The organism is Nitratidesulfovibrio sp. HK-II (assembly GCF_003402415.2).
GTDB lineage: Bacteria > Desulfobacterota > Desulfovibrionia > Desulfovibrionales > Desulfovibrionaceae > Cupidesulfovibrio.
The window spans coordinates 2,826,566-2,842,190 of the sequence record NZ_AP036014.1 but is presented as its reverse complement, the minus strand read 5'-3'; the positions used below and the strand labels follow the sequence as shown (position 1 = coordinate 2,842,190).

Annotated in this window: 13 protein-coding genes; all 13 read right to left on the bottom strand. The window is 69.3% G+C overall.

Features of this window, described 5'->3' with window-relative positions:
- Positions 1-38 precede the first annotated feature (38 nt).
- A complete protein-coding gene (locus RVX_RS11870) occupies positions 39-374 on the bottom strand; it encodes a hypothetical protein (protein WP_116306027.1) in 336 nt (111 codons plus the stop codon).
- A gap of 168 nt (positions 375-542) precedes the next feature.
- Complete coding sequence (locus RVX_RS11865; RefSeq protein ID WP_116306026.1) at positions 543-2,165, bottom strand: YIP1 family protein; 1,623 nt, start codon at positions 2,163-2,165, stop codon at positions 543-545.
- Positions 2,166-2,359: 194 nt separating this feature from the next.
- The gene (locus tag RVX_RS11860; protein ID WP_116306025.1) at positions 2,360-3,760 is read right to left on the bottom strand and encodes a hypothetical protein; all 1,401 of its coding nucleotides are present in this window, start codon (positions 3,758-3,760) and stop codon (positions 2,360-2,362) included.
- Positions 3,757-4,935, bottom strand: coding sequence for a glycosyltransferase family 4 protein (locus RVX_RS11855; RefSeq protein WP_116306024.1), 1,179 nt, complete (start codon positions 4,933-4,935; stop codon positions 3,757-3,759). Before RVX_RS11855 ends, RVX_RS11860 begins: the two co-directional genes overlap by 4 nt.
- A 102-nt stretch (positions 4,936-5,037) precedes the next feature.
- The gene (fliS, locus tag RVX_RS11850; RefSeq protein ID WP_116306023.1) at positions 5,038-5,856 is read right to left on the bottom strand and encodes a flagellar export chaperone FliS; all 819 of its coding nucleotides are present in this window, start codon (positions 5,854-5,856) and stop codon (positions 5,038-5,040) included.
- Positions 5,857-5,995: 139 nt separating this feature from the next.
- Positions 5,996-7,747: a flagellar filament capping protein FliD gene (fliD, locus tag RVX_RS11845; RefSeq protein ID WP_116306022.1), complete on the bottom strand. Its 1,752-nt coding sequence runs from the start codon at positions 7,745-7,747 to the stop codon at positions 5,996-5,998.
- Between the two features lie 343 nt (positions 7,748-8,090).
- A complete protein-coding gene (gene tsaB, locus RVX_RS11840) occupies positions 8,091-9,062 on the bottom strand; it encodes a tRNA (adenosine(37)-N6)-threonylcarbamoyltransferase complex dimerization subunit type 1 TsaB (protein ID WP_230404595.1) in 972 nt (323 codons plus the stop codon).
- Positions 9,059-10,123: an RIP metalloprotease RseP gene (gene rseP, locus RVX_RS11835; protein ID WP_116306021.1), complete on the bottom strand. Its 1,065-nt coding sequence runs from the start codon at positions 10,121-10,123 to the stop codon at positions 9,059-9,061. The genes tsaB and rseP overlap by 4 nt, the downstream gene beginning before the upstream one ends.
- A complete protein-coding gene (dxr, locus tag RVX_RS11830; RefSeq protein ID WP_116306020.1) occupies positions 10,120-11,466 on the bottom strand; it encodes a 1-deoxy-D-xylulose-5-phosphate reductoisomerase in 1,347 nt (448 codons plus the stop codon). The genes rseP and dxr overlap by 4 nt, the downstream gene beginning before the upstream one ends.
- 97 nt (positions 11,467-11,563) lie before the next feature.
- Complete coding sequence (locus RVX_RS11825) at positions 11,564-13,048, bottom strand: pyridoxal phosphate-dependent decarboxylase family protein (RefSeq protein ID WP_116306019.1); 1,485 nt, start codon at positions 13,046-13,048, stop codon at positions 11,564-11,566.
- A 293-nt stretch (positions 13,049-13,341) separates the two neighbouring features.
- Positions 13,342-14,148: a phosphatidate cytidylyltransferase gene (locus RVX_RS11820; protein ID WP_116306018.1), complete on the bottom strand. Its 807-nt coding sequence runs from the start codon at positions 14,146-14,148 to the stop codon at positions 13,342-13,344.
- Positions 14,145-14,927, bottom strand: a complete 783-nt coding sequence (gene uppS, locus RVX_RS11815; RefSeq protein WP_172596566.1) for a polyprenyl diphosphate synthase — start codon at positions 14,925-14,927, stop codon at positions 14,145-14,147. Before uppS ends, RVX_RS11820 begins: the two co-directional genes overlap by 4 nt.
- A 137-nt stretch (positions 14,928-15,064) precedes the next feature.
- The gene (gene frr / locus RVX_RS11810; protein WP_116306017.1) at positions 15,065-15,625 is read right to left on the bottom strand and encodes a ribosome recycling factor; all 561 of its coding nucleotides are present in this window, start codon (positions 15,623-15,625) and stop codon (positions 15,065-15,067) included.

Here is a 15,625-nt window from a genome sequence, read left to right as displayed (position 1 = left end):
AGCGGGGCAGCGGGCGTTGCCGTATCCGGCCCGCCTGCCTATTGCAGGCGCGGGGTGGGCGTGGGCGCGGCCTGGGCCGATTCCAGGATCTGTTCGCGGGTGCGCTGGATGCCGTTGTGCAGGTCCAGCCTGCGCTGGGCGGGAATGCGGTGGAATTCCGGGCGGCGGGTAAGGTCCATGAGGTCGTTCATTTCGTGGCGGATGCGCCGCAGCCGCACCAGCGTCTCGGCGTCCACGGGCGACACCCGCTCGGCGATCTCCGCCAGTTCGCGCAGTTCGGCGGCCTGGTCGCGGATGGTGCGCGGCGCGATTTCACGGGCGTGTCTGCGCCGTTCTTGCAGTTCGTTCCACAGGGCGCGCAGTTTTCTGAACATGGCCGCCTCCCCGGACTCTTGCCTGGGTCGCCGTTCCGGTGGCTTCTTGGCATCCCTCCGGGGGATGCGCGGCTTTGCCTGTCACGCCCGTTGCCGGGCGGTTCCCGTTCTTGCGGGAATGGAGCCGGGCCGACCGGCCGCCCGCGCGGCCCGGCAACCTGTGCGCGGCTACATGGGCGCGGAGGACATGAACATGCGCAACAGCTGCACCGTCAGCGCGAAACCCAGCCCCAGCAGAGGCCCGATGGCCAGCGCCGTGCGCGACCAGGGCAGCCGGTGCGCGTATTTCACGCCCACGAACGTGCATACCACGAACCACAGCGAACCCACCACCGGTCCTACCAGCGGCACCACGCTGAGCACCGTGGGCGCGGCGCTGTACGAGATGACCCGCACGGTGGTGGGCAGGTCGGCCGCGCGCGGCTCCACCAGCCGGATCATGAAGTGGTACAGGCCCGCCAGCACGGCCAGTTGCAGCAGCAGGGTGAAGGGTGAGAGCAGCAGGGTCATGGGCAGGCTCATGTCGTGGGTGACGCTGCCCATCCAGGCCTTCAACTGCGGATCATCGATGAAGCCGCCGAAGGCGCGCATGCTCATGAGGTACCACAGCCGTTCCGTCAGCGACTGGAAGATGCCCACCAGCAGGTAGAAGGCCACCGGCCGCTTCAGCGATCCCGTGGAGCGCACCCCGGAAAAGAAGCGCGGCGCGGCCAGCATGACCCGCAGGATGGTCTGGTACAGGCCGGGGAAGAAGCCCAGGCGGTCCAGGTTTTCCCACGGCACCTCGTTGCGGGCCGAGGCCGCCCACGGCGGCAGGGGGGCGTCGCGCTCGCCGGGGTGTCGGGCGTCGCGCTGGTCGCGGTCGGATCCAGGTTCGTGGGTCGCGAACACGCCGTCCTCGCGCCCGTCGCGCCCGTCGCGCCCGTCACGAGGGCCGTCATCGCGGGCATCGCCCGGCCGGGGGTCGCGCCCGGACTGCTTGCGCCAGCGGTCGCCCACGGAGGCCACGGCGTCCCAGATGTCGCGCGGCGAACCTGGGCGGCGCGGTTCGTTGCCGTGCCCGTTTTGTTGGCCGGGCTGGCCGTTCTGGTCATCGTCCCGGGCCGGGGAGGAGCCGCGTCCGGGAATCACCGCACCGGGGGGCAGCGGGTCGTCGCCGGGCCGGGAAAGATCGGTGTGGCCGTGTGAAGGCTGCTGGGCCACGGGCGCACGGGGCGCGTCAGGCATATCGGGGGTAGAGGACCCGCCAGAGGGTGAGGGCGCGGCGTCGGCGGAGGATATGGGGCGCGGCTCGCCCACGTGGTCGTCCTCACCGTTGTAATTGCCGTCGAATGCGGCTGCGTCGGGGGCCTGCGCTGTGGAATCCGCCGGGCCGGAAGGATGCTGCCCGTTTGGATTCTGGCCGGAAGAATTCTGGCCAGAAGAATTCTCGAATGACGGGCGGCGGAAGGTGGCGGGCAGATCGTCATCCTCGTCCTGCGCCCCTGGCTGGTTGAAGGGCGCTCCGGGCATGGCATCAACCTGTTCCGGCATTGTCGCCTGTCCGCTCGGGCCGTCTGGTCCGTGCCCGCGGAGTGGCGGTGTATGGGCCACGGCCGGGTGGGCGCGCGAGGCAGCCGGTGCGGCGGACGCGTCGGAAGCCCCCCCGGCGGCGTCGGCCATGCCGGGCGCGAGATCGCGAAAACGGAACCGGTGACGGCACTTGGGACAGGTGGCGATGGCGGCCGAGGGCGGAATCTTGCTGCTGTCGATGCTCCGTTCGAACTGGCATTCCGGGCAGCGTATAATCATGGGAAATCCTTTGCTTCCTTGCATATGCGCAGTGTAGGGCATCGGGCAGAGCAAATCAAGGTGGGGCGGTTCCGCGCAGGGTCCAGCGCGGCAGGCGCCCACGTGGCCCGATGGCCCGGAGCCGCCGGGCGGCGCTGATGTTTCCGGGGCGTCGCCGTCGTGTCGGGTGGGGTGGCGGCGGGGGACGACGAAGGTCAGGGCGACAGGGGCAGGCGCAGGGCCAGGGGGGAGCGCTGCCCGTCGTCCGTCGTCGGCCTGCCCGGTTCCGGCGCGCCGGGGGCCAGCCCGGCCGCCGCGAACAGGTCGCGTCGCAGCGCGGGATACTCCGCGCTGAGCCGGTGCGCGCGGCAGGCGGCGTCGTGGTCCATTCCCCCGGCCTGGGCCGCCGCGTCGAATACCCGCAGCCGCTCGGCCAGCGTTTCCCGGTCCTTGGCCGTCCAGCTCAAATGGTCGATCCAGGCGTCGGCCAGCAGGCAGGTGTGGCCGTTCACCCCCACCACCCGTTCGTGCACCGCGCCAGTAAAGCATACGCCCTCCGTGCGACGGAACAGCCGCAACTGCACGTCGGGCCACAGGCCGTAGCCCACGCGCAGGTGGTTCGCATCCGGATAGGCGGTGGCGCGGGGAAACACCCACGCCCCCGCTCCCGGCACGGCCATCAGGCGGGGCAGCAAGGCCCAGGTGCGGGCGGAAAGCCGTTCGTCGGCGTCCAGGTACAGGCACCACCCGGTGGACAGCAGCCCGAGCATGGCGTTGCGCTGGGCGGCGAAGTCGCCCCCCAGCGGGCGCACCGTCTGGCGCAGCGGCACGGGGCACAGGGCGGCCGCGTCGAAGCCGGGCGGCGCGCCGTCCCAGACCACGGCCACTTCGCGCACCCATGCGGGAATCTGGGCGAAGAACCCGGCCAGGTCCGGCTCTTGCGGGTGCAGGATGGCCCCCACGCCGAGGTCCGGTGCGGAGGGCGGCGTAACGGGCGGCAGATCGACCGGCGCGCACGCGCCGAACAGCCGTCGCCAGCGGCGCAGGACCTCGGCCTCTGCCGGGGGCAGGAAGGGGTTGGGGAACAGGGTGGCGCTTTCCGGCGCGATGCCAGTGGCGCGCAACAGCAGCAACAGCGCCCACGGCGAGGTGTCCGCCAGCAGGCGGGGGGTCGTGGCGTCCGGCAGGGCGGGGGGCGTGAAGGCGGTGAGCCGTCCGGCGGCCAGCGCCGCGCGCACGTTGTCCGGAGAAAGGTCGCACAGGGTCAGGCGCGGGGATGCGGCGTTCGCCGCGATGGCAGACGCCAGCGCATCCGCCAGGGCGTCCGGCAACTGGCCGTCGCCGGTGCCCAGCAGCACCAGATGGGGCCGCCCGCTGCGCGCGGCGAGGCGCAGGGCCTTTTCCACGGCCTGGGTGACGGCTGTCTGGTCAGGGGCCGTTTGATCGGGGTCTGCCCGATTGGGGGCAGCCTGGCCGGACGGGGCGCAGCCGGGCGCTGCCCGCGCGGCGTCATCCGCGCCGCCCAGCCGGAATCCCAGCACCGCGCGGGTGTAGGCGGCCAGCAGCGCGTCGGCGGCCACGGCCGTGGGGTCGGCCATTTTGGGCGCGTCGTTCATGTGGCCTCCCCGGCCGCCAGTTCCGGCGGGCACAGTTCGTCGTACAGCATCTCCAGCGCGCGGGCCTGCGCGGCCGCGTCGAACAGCGCGGCGGCCTTGCGTCGTCCGGCCTCGCCCATGCGCCGGGCCGTTTCCGGGTGGCGCAACAGGTGCAGCACCGCCCCGGCGTAGTCCTCCACGGTGTCGGCCACCAGCCCGGTCACGCCGTGCTCCACCAGTTCCAGTTGGGCATTGTCGCGCAGGCCGGGGCAGGGGTGGGTGACCACGGGCAGCCCGGCGGCCATGGCTTCCGCGATGGCGAGGCCGAAGCTTTCGCCGGTGTCGTTGGCGTGGGCCAGCAGGGACAGTTCGTTGAAGAAGGCGGCCAGTTCCGCGTCCTCGCGCACCGGCGGCAGGAAGCGCACGTTGTCGCCAAGGCCGTGTTCGCGCACGTAGCGTTCCGCCTCGGGGATGGCCCCGATGACGTCGTAGCGGAAGCGGGGCAGCTCGCGTTGCAGGATGGGCAGGATGTGCAGGGCCAGCGGCGACCATTTGCCCGGGTCCGGCCGGGACAGGCGGCCCAGCACGGGGCGGGTGTAGTCGCGCTCGGCCGGGCTTGGGGTAAGCCGGGCGAACAGCGCGGTGTCCACGGGGTTGTACAGCACCCGCCAGCGCGGCGGCACGGCGGGGATGCCCTGCACGCGGGCGAAGCGTTCCGCGCAGAAGCGGGACACGAACAGGGTGACGTCGATGAGCGTGCCGGAGTGCGACGGATCGTGCCGCCCGAACACGTTGGTTTCCACGATGGCGGGCAGGCGGCGGGCCAGGGTGGCGGCATCGCCGGATGCCGCCAGGCGGAAGGCGGCGCGCAGCGGGCGCAGCAGTTCGGGCTGCGGCCAGCCCGCGCGGTGCACGTGCACGATGTGGGGGGAAAAGCGCGCGGCCACGCCGCCCAGGTCGCCGCCGACAAAGGTGGTCACGCCCGCCTCGCGCAGCGGCGCGGCGCGGGGGCCATCCTCCGGGCTCCACACGGCCCGGTGGAAACGGGCCGGGTCCAGCCGGGCCAGCAGCAGGTGCATGACCTTTTCGGTGCCGCCAAGCCCCAGCGAGGACACCACGTGCAACACCCGGCGTCGCGTGCCGGGCTGCGGGCCGGAATGGCCCGGTGCGGGGGCGTGGGATGCGGCGGTGACCATGGGCCGTGTTCTAGCCCAGCGGGGCGGGCAAGGGAAGGGTGCGCCCCGCTCGCCGTTGCGTCACGGGAGCGGGGCGCGTTGCGGAAATGTTGTGCGGGACCGTCAGCTTTGCGCGAACTTGCGGTACAGGTTGGCCGCGGCCATCCTGCTGGGGGCGAATCCCTTGGCGGGCTGGTCTTCCATGCTGGGCGTGCCGGGTGCGTCGGGTGCACCGGGTGCGCCGGGCACGCTGGACGCATTGGCCGGAGAGGCCTGGGAAATGTTCTGTGGCGCGGTCGCCTGCGGCGCGGCGGGCGTTCCCTGCGGGACGACCGGGCCTGCCTGCCGGGCCACCGGTTGGGCCGCATGCACGGGGGGCACCTGCGGGGCTTGCGCTTCGGGACGTGCGGCGTCGTCCGCCGGGGCCTGCTGCCCATAGGCCTGGGCATGGGCGCGGCCGAATTGCGCGGGCCTGCCCAGCGGCGGCATCTGCGTCGGGGGCAGCGGCGCGCGCGAGGGCGCGGCGTTGGCGGGCGCGCGGTTGGCCGCCATGCTGGCCCCGATGGCCATGGCCTCTGGGGTGTTGACGATCTGGCCGTAGGCCCCGCGCAGGCCGGACAGGATCTTGATCACCTCGTCGATGAAGCTGACGTCCATCTTGAGGTTGGCGTTGAGCAGGCGGGTGGAGCAGTAGAAGTACAGCTTGTGCAGGTTCTGCGCCAGTTCGCCGCCCTTTTCCATGTTCAGGCTGGCGTCCAGTTCGTTGACGATGTCCAGGGCCTTGGAAATGAGAATGCCCTTGCCCGCGTAGTCGCGCTCGGCAATCTTGTCCTTGGCCTGGGTCAGGAACTTGATGGCCCCGTCATACAGCAGGAGCAACAGTTCGCCCTGGGTGGTCGTGGTGACCTGGGTCTGTAAATAGGCTTGGGCCGCCTTCTGCATTGCATTCTCCCGATGTATGCGCCCGCGTGGTGATGCGGTGAGTGTGTCGCGGGTTGTGGTCGTTTCCCGCGTAGCGGCGGGGGATGTTGGTCTGGTGCGCGGCCGTGCGCCGGGGGGCGGGCGGCCCGGAACGTTCAGGTTACGAGGACGACGAGGATAGCGACTTGATCTGGCTTTCCACCGACTTGTTGAGGGCGTCGTAGCGGGCCAGGGTGGCCTCCAGCCGCGAGAAGCGCAGCCGTTCTCGCTGTTCCCACTGGGTGACGCGGTCCACTTCCTTGTCGATCTTGTCCTGGATGTCGTCCATGATGTCCTGGTAGTTGTCTTCCAGGATCTTCAGCGCGCCTTCCTCGCTCATCATGTCCTTGAGTTGGTCGCTGAGCCCGCTCAGCTTGCCTTCCTTGATGCGCATGCGGCTCGAGTAGCTGCCCGCCGCAAGGTTGTCGATCTGCAGGGCAAGGCCCCGGGCGTCGCCCTCCATGGCCGTGATCTGCTTGTTCACGTTGTCCACGTTGGCGCGCTGCCCGCCCACGTAGGCGTTGGTGATGTTGCCCGAGGCGTCCACGTCGTAGGTCACGTCGTAGGTGCCCGCCTTGGTCACGCCCTTGACGTGCGAGTAGTAGCTGAAGTCGGAAGAGTCGGACACGGGCAGCCCGTCGGCGGCGAACAGTTCGGCCACGGCCTCGGGATTTTCGCGTAGCGCCCTGTCCAGAGATGGCAGACCGTCCCCCAGGTCTTCCTCCCGGATTTCCAGAAGGCCCGAATTGGGACTGTTGGTTTCGGCAATGGTCATGATGCCGATATGCGACAGCGAAGAAAACACGTCACCACGCAGCAGGTTGCCGTCCTTGTACTGGTATTCGAAGCCTGCGGCCTTGTCCGCCGTGGCCGTCTTGAGCTGGGTGGAGAGCAGTTGCACGCCGTAGTTGCCGGTGAGGATGGAGCCCTTCTGCATGGAATACAGCGACGCCGCCTTGTCCGGGCTGGTCACATCCTTGGAGCTGTTGACGGAAGTCAGCTCCTTGATCTTGGACCGCACGGCGTTCATGGCATCGACGAAGCCGACGATGTTTTCCTTGATTTTCTCGATGTCGGTGACCACCGAAATCTGCGAGGTGCCCACGTCCCGTAGCGTGATGTTCATGCCCTCGACAGCGCCGGTCAGCGTGTTGGAGTTCGACTCCAGCCAGGTGGTGGAGGGCCACCCGTTGACCCGGTACTGGGCGTTCTGGTTGGCCTGCACGGTCCAGTTGGCGGGCGTAGCGGGAAGGCCGGTGACGGTGGTGCCAGCACCCACTGACAATGTTGCGGTGGACCCCATGTCCATGCCCCGGAACTGGAATGTGTAGCCGGTGCCGTTCTGCACCAGCATGGCCTTTACCCCGGGGTTCTGGGGGTCGTTATTGATCATGTTCTTGAGCCCGTCGATGGTGGTGCCGCTGGGCACCGTGATCGAGCGGGTCTTGCCCATGTATGTGTAGACGAACTGCTGGTCGCTGCCGGAGCTGTTGACCGTGGTTTTCTTGTCGGCGAAGGCGGTGTTGTAGGTCCAGATGGAACTGGAGGCCAACTGTCCCACCTCGATCTTGTAGCTGCCTTCAAGGACGCTGGAGGTGGTGGTGGCGCTGGCCACGGCCTCGTTGGAACTGGTCGCTGTCTTCACCATGAATTTTTCCATGGTGTTCATGGAATCCACGCTGTCCTTGAGCGCGGCGATTTCCGTCCGCAGTTCGCCAAAGGCGTCCTGGCGCTTCTGCCAGTCGGCCTTCCACAAGGTAAGGCGCTTTTGCGGGATCTCTTCGAGGGACTTCAACTGGTCGATGATCTTGGAGAAGTCCGTGCCGTTGCCGAGCCCGGAAAAGTATACGCCGCCGGATGCCAGTTCAACCATGATGCACCTCTTCGTCGGAAGAAATTTCCCGATGGGAGTTATCCCTCCGTGGGGCTGCAAGGCCGGTGCCAGCGCGTGGCCGCCTGCCCCCTCGTGAACCTTATCGGCGGGGGAGCCACAGGCTTTAGGGACGCGGATGCGGGGCTGCGCCCAGGGCAGACCGGGACGGGAGAGCGTGGTGGCTTGGCGGAAGGACGCCGGGTACGGGCTGTTCCAGCAGCCCCGGCTTTCCGGACTGGCCGGATTGTTCGGATGGGGCGGACTGGCCGGATTGTTCGGATGGGGCGGACTGGCCGGATTGTTCGGATGGGGCGGACTGGCCGGATTGGTCGGGCTGGGGGGGCTATGCGGGGGTGAGCGGGGAGGAGGTCAGGCGGGCCAGTTCGCGCCGGGCCTGTTCCGGGTCCATGCCGCGCGCGGCGGCCATGGCGGGCAGGTTCTCCTCGGCGTCGCAGGGCCGCACGTACAGCGGCTGCACGTCGTCGGGACCATAGGCTGCCGCTGCGGCCAGGGGCAGCAGCAGGGCAGGGGCGGGGTGGTCGAACCGGGCGGGCAGAAAGCACGCCTGCGGCAGCAATTCCGCCAGGGCCGGGGCCAGGACGGCCCGGTTGCGGGTGGCCCCGCTGCCCATCAGGAAGACCCTGCCGGAACCGTCTTCCTCGGACGGGGCCGCCGCCATTCTGGTCACGGCGGCGTCATCATTGAACCGGGCCGCCACCATTCTGGCCACGGCGGCGCTCAGCGTGGCGGCCTCCACCGGCGTCAGGGGCTCGGGCAGGGGAGCGGGCCGTGGGGACGGCTGGGCGGCGTCGTTGGATACGGCGGCAACCTCCACGGTTTCGCCGGGCATGCGGAAGGCCTGCATGTGCACCAGGCCGCGCCGGGCGTGGGTGAGCACCCACAGCACCGCGCCGCGCGGCAGCAGCGGGCCGCAGGCCAGCAGTTGGGTGTAGGAAAGCCCGGCCTGCCGCGCCCCCAGCGCACGGGCCATGCCCGCCGCCGTGGACAGCACCAGGCGCAGCCCGGTGAAGCTGCCGGGACCCTGCACGCAGGCGATGCGCCGCACGTCGCGCAGGGAAAGGCGCATCCGCGTGAAGGCGTCGGCCAGGGCGGGGGCCAGCAGTTCCGTGCCCTGCGAAGGCACATGCCATTCCTGCGCGAAGACGGTTTCATCCCCGCGCAGGGCGGCTGCCTGCACGCGCGATTCGGCGGCGTTCAGGGCCAGGGTGATGGCCCCGTCACCCCCGGCCTCGTCGCTGGCCCCGTTGGCCCCGTCGCCGCTGTCCCGGACGCACCCCGCCGTCACTGCTGTCATTGCAGGTTCCGCACGATGTCGTTGTAGGTGGCCAGCAGCATCAGCGCCAGCAGGAAGGCCAGGCCGATGCGGGTGGTCACGTCGCGCACGCGGGCGTTGACCGGGCGGCGCATGACCATTTCCATGGCCAGGAAGATGATGTGCCCGCCGTCCAGCACCGGCACGGGCAGCAGGTTCAGCAGGCCCAGGTTGATGCTGATCAGCGCCGTGAGCGCCAGCACGCTGTCCAGCCCCTGGCGCGACTGTTCGCTGACCATCTGGGCGATCATGATGGGGCCGCCCACGGAATCCAGCGGCACCACCCGCTCGAAGATCTTCTGCACGCTCTGGCCGGTGATGACGATCATCCGCCAGGTCTGTTCCAGCCCGGCCTTCAGGGCCGATGCCCCGTTCAGCGGCACGGACTCGGTGCGGCCAGAAGCCTGGATGCCGATGAGCCAGGTGCGTTCCTCGTCGCCGAAGATGGTCTTGCGGCTGCGCACCTCGGGCTTCACGGGCACCGACAGGGCCGTGCCGTTGCGGTCTATGGACAGGGTCAGTTCGCGGCCGTTGCTGGCCACGATGGCCCCGGCCACTTCGTCCCACCACTGCACGGGTTTGCCGTCTATGGACACGATGCGGTCGCCGGGGGCCACGCCCGCCACGGCGGCAGGGCTTTCGGCCTGCACCCGCCCCACTTCCGGGGCCATCTGGAACTGGCCGTAGGCCCAGAACAGGCCCCAGTAGATGAACCACGCCAGCAGCAGGTTGAACACCGGCCCGGCCGCGATGACCAGCAGCCGCTGCCATGCCGGGCGCAGGGTGAAGCTGTGTCGTTTCTCGAAGCCTTCGGGCAGATCGGCGTCCTCGCTTTCACCCACCAGCGACACGTAGCCGCCCAGGGGCACCAGCGAGAAGCGGTAGTCGGTCTGGCTGCCGCGCCAGCCGAACAGGCGCGGGCCGAAACCCAGCGAAAAGGTCTGCACGCCGATGCCGAACAGCCGGGCCACCAGAAAGTGTCCGAGTTCGTGGAAGAATATCAGGCCGCCAAGGACCAGGAGAACCGAAAGGAAGCTGCTCATGCGTTGCCCGTTCCTTGCGTGCCTGCCGCGCCTGCCCAGTGGGCCACGCGGCGGCGGGTTGCGGCGTCGAGCGCCTCTATGTGGTCGATGTCGCGCATCAGGATGAAATCGTCGGTGACAGCATCCGGGGGGGCCGGGGCCGCTGTCGGGGTGGCCGCGCCCGCGCTCGTCATTCGGGCGTCATGGTCGTCCAGCGCCCGTTCGATGAGCGCGGGAATGTCCATGAACCCGATGCGGCCGTGCAGGAACAGGTCCACCGCCGCCTCGTTGGCGGCGTTGAGCACCACGGGCAGGCCAGCGCCGCCGGGAGTGCGCGCCTCGCTCGCAAGCACGCGTTGCGCCAGAGCAAGGCACGGGAAAGAGGATAAGTCGGGAGCCTCGAAGGTCAAGCTGCCCGCCCGCACCAGGTCCAGCGGGGCCACCCCGGTGTCCACGCAGCGCGGCCAGGCCATGCAGTAGGCGATGGCGATGCGCATGTCCGGCGTGCCCAGGTGGGCGATTTGCGAGCCGTCCGCGTACTCCACCAGCGAGTGCACGATGGACTGGGGGTGCACCACCACCTCGATGTCGTCCGGGGCCACGCCGTACAGGTGATAAGCCTCGATGACTTCCAGCCCCTTGTTCATCAGCGTGGCGGAATCGATGGTTATTTTCGCGCCCATGGACCAGTTGGGGTGGTTCAGGGCTTGTTCGCGGGTGACCGTGGACAGGAAGGCCCGGTCGCGCCCCCGGAAGGGGCCGCCCGAGGCGGTGAGGATGATCCGCCGCACGGCATCGGGCGCGCGTGCCCCGTCCAGCAGGGTATCGTGCACGCGCAGGGCCTGGAACACGGCGTTGTGCTCGGAATCCACGGGCAGCACCACCGCGCCCGTCTCCGCGCAAATTTGCCTGATGAGCGCGCCCGCCAGCACCAGTGATTCCTTGTTGGCCAGGCAGATCACCTTGCCCGCGCGCGCGGCGGCCACGGTGGCCCGCAGGCCCGCCGCGCCCACCTGGGCGGACAGCACCGTGGAGGCATCCGGCAGGGCGGCCAGCGCCGCGTACCCTTCCGGCCCCACGTGGATGTCCGGTGCGTACCCGGCGGGCAGCAGCCCGCGCAACTGCGCCGCGCCTGCCTCGTCCAGCACGCCGAGGTGCGCGGGTCGGTGGCGGGTGGCCTGTCCGGCCAGCAGGCGCACGTTGCGCGCCCCGGCCAGCGCCGCCACCCGGAACAGGCCGGGGTGGGCCTCGATGACCTTCAGCGCGCTAGCGCCGATGGAGCCGGTGCTGCCCAGCAGGGCCACCGCGCGCGGCGTGGCGTCTTCCCATGCCCGGTCCGGCATGCGCGAAATGTAGCGGATCATGCCCGTGTCCTTTCCCTTGCCCCGATTTCCGTGGTCACGCTGTCACCCGTCCCCTCGTCCGCATGTCCCTATGTCCCCATGCCCCGCATCACCGTGGTCACGCCTGCGGTCCCTGCGCCGCAAGCTCGCGGCCGAAGGAGGTCATGAGATCGAACAGCAGGCGGATGTCGGTCTCGGACGTGCGGTGGTTGGCCACGCACAGGCGCACCCCGGCCCGGCCGCGCACCATGGCCGGGGTCAGGAACCCTTCGCCGGACGCTTCCAGCCGTTCCAGCAGGCGCACCTGCAGGCGGTCCACCTGTTCCTCGGTCCAGCCATCCCCCTGCGGCACGTAGCGCGCGCAGGCGATGGACAGTTGCACCGGGGCCAGCACCTGCCATTCCGGCGATGCCGCGCACAGGTCGCGGAACTGGCGGGCCAGTTCCATGTTGCGCGTCACGATGCGCCGCAGCCGTTCGCGCCCGTAGGTGCGGAAGGCGAACCACACCTTCAGGGCGCGGTTGGCGCGGCTTAAGATGAACGTGGTGTTCTTGAGGTCGTGCGGATTCTCTTCACCCAGGTACGACGCGCGCGCCCGGAACGTGGCGATCTGTTGCGCCTTGCTGCGGAACAGGGTCACCCCGCATTCCAGCGGAATGAAAAACCATTTGTGCGGGTCCACGCAGATGGAGTCCGCCCGGTCGATGCCCGCCAGCAGCGCGGCCCCCTCGTCCGTCAGCATGGCCGCGCCGCCGTAGGCCGCATCCACGTGGAACCACAGCCCCTCGGACGCGCAGACATCGGCGATGTCCGGCAGTGGGTCCACCGCGCCGGTGGTCACCGAACCCGCCTGGGCCACCACGCAGAACGGGGCCAAGCCAGCCGCCCTGTCCTCCGCGATGGCCGCGCGCAGGGCCGCCACGTCCATGCGGTTGGCCGCGTCCGAGGGCACCCCGCGCACGTTGTCCGCGCCAAGGCCCAGCAGCACCGCAGAGCGCTCGATGGACATGTGCCCCTGGTCCGAAACATACAGCACCGGCGTGCGCCCGATGCCCGCAAGGCCCTTGGTGGCCGCCTCCGGGAAGTGCGCGTGGCGCGCCACGGTAAGCCCCATCAGGTTGGCCATCGTGCCGCCGGACACGATGGTGCCGCCCGCGCCGTCAGTAGGGTCCGTGCCATCGCCAGCTTCTGGCAGGCCGAACAGCCGGGCCAGCCAGCCGATGACCACGTGCTCCAGAACCGTGGCTGCCGGGCCGCCTTTGAACGACAGCGGCGCCTGGTTCAGCCCCGAGCACACGATGTCGCCCAGCGTGCCCGCCGGGGCCGGGCTGGTGGTGATCCATGCCAGAAAGCGCGGGTGCCCGATGCGCGTGGCGTACGGCTCTATGCACCGCGCCACGTCGTCCAGCACCGCGTGCGCCCCCGCGCCCGCCTCCGGCCAGTCGGACGGAATCAGCGCCGCCAGTTCGTCGAACGTGGCCGGATGCACCACCGGCCCCTCGGCGCACGGGCCAATGCGCTCCACCCGGTCCGCGATCATGGTCGCCGCCCGGGTCAGCAGGGTTTCGAAATCTTCCAGGTCGAGTGTCTCGTGTCGTTGCATGGGGTGTGCTTAAGGCAAGTTGTTTGCTGATTATTGGGGATATTGCGGGGGAGGGGAAGGGAACTTTTCCAAAAGTTCCCTTCCCCTCCCCCGCACCCCCTCCTCATCCTTCAAAACGTTTCATTTGGGTGTTGCATTGTTAACCCAATATTGAAAAGTTTTGCGGAAGGGGGATGGGGGTACGGGGGAAGGGGGAAACCACTTTTGCGGCAGCCGTTAGGCGAGTCTCCGAGCCTTACGGATGGCGACCGCAGAGCGAAAAGTGGTTTCCCCCTTCCCCCGATTTTTGCGAGTCAAAAGAACGGAAACACCGAATCCAGGGCGGCATAGGCGGGCACGACGAAGAGCAGGCTGTCGATGCGGTCGAGCAGGCCGCCGTGCCCGGGCAGCAGCGCGCCGGAGTCCTTGACGCCGAGGGTGCGCTTGAGGGCGGATTCAAAGAAGTCACCGAGCTGCGAGGCCACGTTCAGCAGTGCGCCCAGCAGGGCAAAGGCCCACCACGGGGCGGTGCCGGCGGCCATGCCGACGCCGGTGCAGGCGGCCACGCACAGGGCAAGGCCGCCAAGGCTGCCGGCCCAGCTCTTCTTGGGGCTGACGCGCGGCCAGATGCGGGCCTTGCCGAACCAGGTGCCGATGAAATACGCGCCGGTGTCGGAAATGACGGCGGCCAGCACGACCACCAGCTGTTCCCAACGGTTGAAGTGCAGGGCGGGCAGCAACAGCACGGGCACGTACAGGATGCCGCTGGCCAGCACCTGGCCTTCGGTGAAGCGGCAGTCGTCGTCGCCGCCGCCCCAGGTGAGCAGAAAGCCCACCGCCCCCACCAGAAAGGCGGCGGCCACGCAGCCCAGCACCATCCAGGGCCGGTCCATGTGCCCGGCGGCCAGCACGGCCGCGCCCAGGGCCATGCCGCTGGCCTTCAGCGGCAGGCGGGCGTTACCCGGCCAGAACATGGTGTAGAATTCCAGCAGGGCCAGGCTGGCCACGGCCACGACCATGATCAGCAGCACCCAGCCGCCGATGGCGAGCCCCACGGTGAGCAGGGCGGCCAGGGCCGTGCCGGTGACGACGCGTTGGAAATGCGGGGATGCCGGGGTCACGCGGGGGTTGCCTCCGTTTTGCCGAAGCGGCGCTGCCGCCCGGCGTAGTCGCGCAGGGCGGCGCGGAAATGCTGGGGGGTGAAGTCTGGCCAGAGGGTGTCGGTGAAGTGGAATTCGCTGTAGGCGCTCTGGTAGAGCAGAAAATTGCTGATGCGCAGCTCGCCGCTGGTGCGGATGACCAGGTCCGGGTCGGGCTGGCCCGCGGTCCACAGCCGGGCGGCGAAGGCTTCCTCGGTGATGGCCTCTGGCGCGAAGCCTTCGGCGGCCAGAGCGCGGCAGGCCATGAGGATTTCGTCGCGCGCGGAGTAGTTGAGCGCCAGGTTCAGGCGCATGGCGGAACAGGCGGCGGTGCGGGAAATGGCGTGCTCCAGCGCCTTGCGCGCGGCCATGGGCAGGTCGGCCAGTTGGCCGAACACGGAAAGCCGGATGTCGCGCTTGATGAGGTTGGGCAACTCCTCGCGCAAAAAATCCACCAGCAGTTCGAACAGGAACTTCACCTCGGCACCGGGGCGGCCCCAGTTTTCCTTGGAGAAGGTGTACATGGTCAGGTGGGGGATGCCGAGGGTGCGGCATTCGGTGACGATGGCCCGGGCCGCCTCGGTGCCCGCCCGGTGCCCGTCGCTGCGCGAAAGTCCGCGTTGCGTGGCCCAGCGGCCGTTGCCGTCCATGATGACGGCCACGTGGCGGGGCAGCGTTTCCGGAGCGAGCGTGTCTGGCGCGAACTCGTCTGGCGCGAGCGTTTGCGGCAGGGCGTCGCCTGCCGTGGGGGCGTTGTTCACGGTATGCCTCTGGTACGCGGGGCAATGCCCGCGTCATATGCGCCATGGCCGGTCCCGCCCGCCCGTCCGTCCATCCGCGTGCGCGGGGCGGGACTGCTGCGGGCGCGACCGGCCATGCAAGAGAAGGCCGTGTCGGCCTAGAGTTCCATGATTTCCTTTTCCTTGGCCGTGCACTTCTCGTCCGACTTGGCCACGAAGCGGTCGGTCAGCTTCTGCACGTCGTCGGTGGACTTGCGCACGTCGTCCTCGGAAATCTCCTTGCCTTTCTCAAGCTTCTTCAGGGCGTCGTTGGCGTCGCGGCGCACGTTGCGCACGGCCACCTTGGCCTCTTCGGTGTACTTGCGGGCCACCTTCACGAGGTCCTTGCGGCGTTCCTCGGTCAGCGGCGGGATGGAGATGCGGATGATCTTGCCGTCGTTGACCGGGTTCAGGCCCAGGTCCGACTTCATGATGGCCTTTTCCACCAGCGGGAAGGCCGAACGGTCCCACGGCTGGATGGTCAGGGTGCGGCTGTCGGGCACGCTGACGGACGCCAACTGGCTGATGGGCGTGGGCGTGCCGTAGTAGTCGACCTTGATGTTGTCCACCAGCGAGGTTGAGGCGCGGCCGGTGCGCAGCTTGGCGAATTCGCGGTCCAGCGCGCCGAGGGCCTTTTCCATGCGCTCTTCGGTGTCGAGAAGAATGGTATCCATATCCAT